The sequence below is a fragment of the uncultured Campylobacter sp. genome, from assembly GCF_937949835.1.
In the GTDB taxonomy this organism is placed as follows: domain Bacteria; phylum Campylobacterota; class Campylobacteria; order Campylobacterales; family Campylobacteraceae; genus Campylobacter_B.
Genome location: NZ_CALEDC010000233.1, coordinates 1 through 3,613 on the forward strand (window position 1 = coordinate 1; position 3,613 = coordinate 3,613).

At 52.0% G+C, this 3,613-nt stretch carries 1 protein-coding gene; it reads right to left on the minus strand.

The genetic code is table 11. The features are described from left to right. Positions 1 to 2,934 (minus strand): pyruvate:ferredoxin (flavodoxin) oxidoreductase (nifJ, locus tag Q0256_RS05295; RefSeq protein WP_297960796.1); only part of this gene is annotated, 2,934 nt, incomplete at its 3' end. Between the last annotated feature and the right edge of the window lie 679 nt (positions 2,935 to 3,613).

Below are 3,613 nucleotides of genomic sequence, written 5' to 3' on the forward strand. Positions count from 1 at the left end.
GTAGCCGATATCGTAAGCCCAGCCGTCGCCGCCGATGATCCACTGCGATTTTTTGTTTAGATACTGCTTCAGCTCTAAAATTTCACGAACTCCGGGCGCGTCCAAATTTTGTTCTAGTAGCGGCACCAGCCTATCTCTAATCTGAGCGGATTTTAGCGTATCGTTTCTGTTTTCGATCCAGTCGTTATAAAGCGCCTTTAGCGAGTTTGGCACGCTTGAGAGCGAGTCTAGCATCAGATCCTCGATCTTATGGCGCAGCGTCTCGCTTGCGATCTTCATTCCCAGCCCGAACTCGGCGTTATCCTCAAAAAGCGAGTTCGCCCACGCGACGCCGCGACCGTTCTCGTCCTTGCGGTACGGCATCGAAGGCGCCGATCCGCCGTAGATCGAGCTACAGCCCGTGGCGTTGGCTACGATCATATGATCGCCGAAAAGTCGCGTGATCAGCGTGATGTACGGCGTCTCGCCGCAGCCTGGGCATGCGCCGTGAAATTCAAAATACGGGCGCGCAAAGCCCACGCCCTTGACGCTCGATCTGTCCATCAAATCGTCTTTGTATCTTACGTGCTCGAATAAAAAGTCTGCGCTTTCTTGCTCGCCTTTTGCGAGTTCTTCTTCAAGCGGCACCATGACGAGCGATTTTTCCTTGCTCGGGCAGTTTTCGGCGCAAAGCGCGCAGCCCGTGCAATCTAGCGGGCTTACTTGGATCTTATATTTTAGCCCCTTTAGCTCCTTGCCCTTGGCTTCTAGTAGGTGATCTTTTAAATTTAAAGGCGCGGCGGCCTCGTCCTTTTCATCTAGTAAAAACGCTCTGATTACGGCGTGCGGGCAGACGAAGGCGCACTGGTTGCACTGGATGCAGTTTTGCTCGATCCATTTAGGCACCGTGACGCCTACGCCGCGCTTTTCAAATCGCGTCGTGCCCGCGTCAAACCCGCCGTCCTCGTGCCCCAAAAACGCCGAGACCGGCAAGCTATCGCCGCGCGCCGCGTTCATCGGTTTTACGATCTTTTCTATAAAATCGTCGCCCTTGTATTTGTCGTCCGCGCCCGCTGGGTCATCTTTTAAATTTGCCCACGCGGGATCGATCGCTACCTGCACCAAAGCATCCGCGCCCCTATCGATCGCGTCGCAGTTCATCGCCACGACCGCCTCGCCCTTTTTGGCGTAGGTTTTCTTGGCGTATTCCTTCATATAGCTCTGCGCCTGCTCAAACGGAATGATGCCGCTAAGCTTGAAAAACGCCGATTGCATGATCGTATTGGTGCGGCCTCCGAGCCCTATATCGCGTGCCAGCTTAGTTGCGTTTAGGATATAAAATTTTACCCGTCTTTGGGCTAGAATTCTTTTAACCTTGTTTGGAAGCTTTGCCACCGTCTGCTCGGCATCCCAGATGGAATTTAAAAGGAAGGTGCCGCCCTCTCGGATGCCCCCGATGACGTCGTAGATGTCTAGATACGCAGCGACCGAGCAGGCGACGAAATGCGGATTTGAGACGAGATAGGTCGAGCGTATCGGTCTTTTGCCGAAGCGCAGGTGCGAGCGCGTGTAGCCGCCCGATTTTTTGCTGTCGTAGGCGAAATACGCCTGCGCATAAAGATCGGTCTTGTCGCCGATGATTTTGACGGAATTTTTATTCGCGCCCACGGTGCCGTCCGCGCCAAGGCCATAAAACAAGCACTCGGTCTCATCCTCGTAGCCGAGCGAAATTTTATCTCCCACGGGTAGCGACAGATGCGTCACGTCGTCGTCGATGCCGATCGTAAAGCCGTTTTTAGGCTCGTCCGCCTTTAAATTTTCATACACGGCGATTAGCTGCGCGGGATCAACGTCTTTGGAGCTTAGCCCATACCTGCCGCCCACGATGAGCGGAGCGTCCTCGCGCCCGTAAAATGCGGCTTTTATGTCCAGATACAGCGGCTCGCCGAGGCTGCCCGGTTCCTTCGTGCGATCGAGCACGGCGATTTTACGCACGCTTTTAGGCATCGCGGCGAAGAGATATTTGAGGCTGAAAGGCCTGTAGAGATGCACTTTTAGCACGCCTACCTTCTCGCCCTTCGCGTTTAGATGATCGACCACCTCCTCAAGGGCTTGATTGACCGAGCCCATCGCGACGATCACGCGCTGCGGCTCACTTGCACCGTAATAGACGAAAGGCGCGTACGACCGCCCCGTGATCTTTGAAATTTCGCTCATATACTCCGCGACGATGTCCGGAAGCGCGTCGTAAAATTTATTCGCTAGCTCGCGCGTCTGAAAATACACGTCGTCGTTTTGCGCCGTGCCGCGAGTTTTAGGATGCTCGGAGCTTAGCGCGTCCTCTCTAAATTTACGTACGGCCTCGCGATCCAGCAAGCGATCAAACTCGGCATAGTCCATCACCTCGATCTTTTGAATTTCATGACTCGTGCGAAATCCGTCGAAAAAGTGCAAAAACGGCACTCGCCCCTTAATCGCCGCAAGATGCGCGATACCGCCTAGATCCATCACCTCCTGCACGCTGTCGCTTGCAAGCATCGCAAAGCCGCTTTGGCGACAGGCATAGACGTCTTGATGATCGCCGAAAATGGAGAGCGCCTGCGCCGCAAGCGCGCGCGCCGCGACGTGAATGACGCCCGGAAGCATCTGGCCCGCGATCTTGTACATATTTGGAATTTTTAGCAAAAGCCCCTGCGATGCGGTGTACGTCGTCGTAAGCGCGCCCGCTTGGAGTGAGCCGTGCACGGTGCCCGCCGCGCCGCCCTCGCTTTGCATCTCGACTACCTTAACGGGCATGCCGAAGAGGTTTTTCTTGCCCTGCGACGCCCAGATATCGGTGTAATCCGCCATAGGCGAGCTAGGCGTGATCGGATAGATGCCCGCGACCTCGGTGAAGGCGTATGAGACGTAAGCCGCCGCCTCGTTTCCGTCCATCGTTTTCATAACTTTTGCCATTTTTCGTCCTTTGGAATTATCAAATTTCGCTAATTTTACATATTTATTGCTTAAAAATTTAAATGCTTCGCAAACCGAATAAAATTCTAAAGCTTTATCACAGCAGGCGAGCGACAAGCGCGATCTGCTGGCGGTTTGAGGCGAGCCTTGAGGACGATTTGAGACGGGCTCTTTCGCCGCTTTGAAAATAAAATTTTGCGTACTTTAAACGCAGATCTCAAAGCAGTGGGTAGAGATTAAATGCAAATTTAGCCGTCTAACTTGAAATTCTAACCCAAATATCAAATGACAGTAATGCGCGAAAATTAAGAAATTTAAAATGCACGTACCACAATATGAAAAGACCTCATATCATAACAAGCCTGGATAATAAAATTTAGCCACTACAAAGCCTCAACCGCTATACGCATCCAAACTCAACGTAGCGAAATTTTATTTATGACTTGTGACATCGCGGTACATAAAATTTCAGCGCATTCTGCCAAATATAAGGAATTTTACTGCCTCCTGCCGAGCGCAGCGCAAATTTCATTTTAAATTTTCATCGATCGCTCGCTGTGTGAATTTTACCACACGCGACTTTGCGTTTTGAGCGTAAATTCTATTTCCGCAAGCTGCGCGGAGGATAAATTTAGCTATAATCCCCCGTTTAGAATTTAGCGCGGCACGTATATATGGC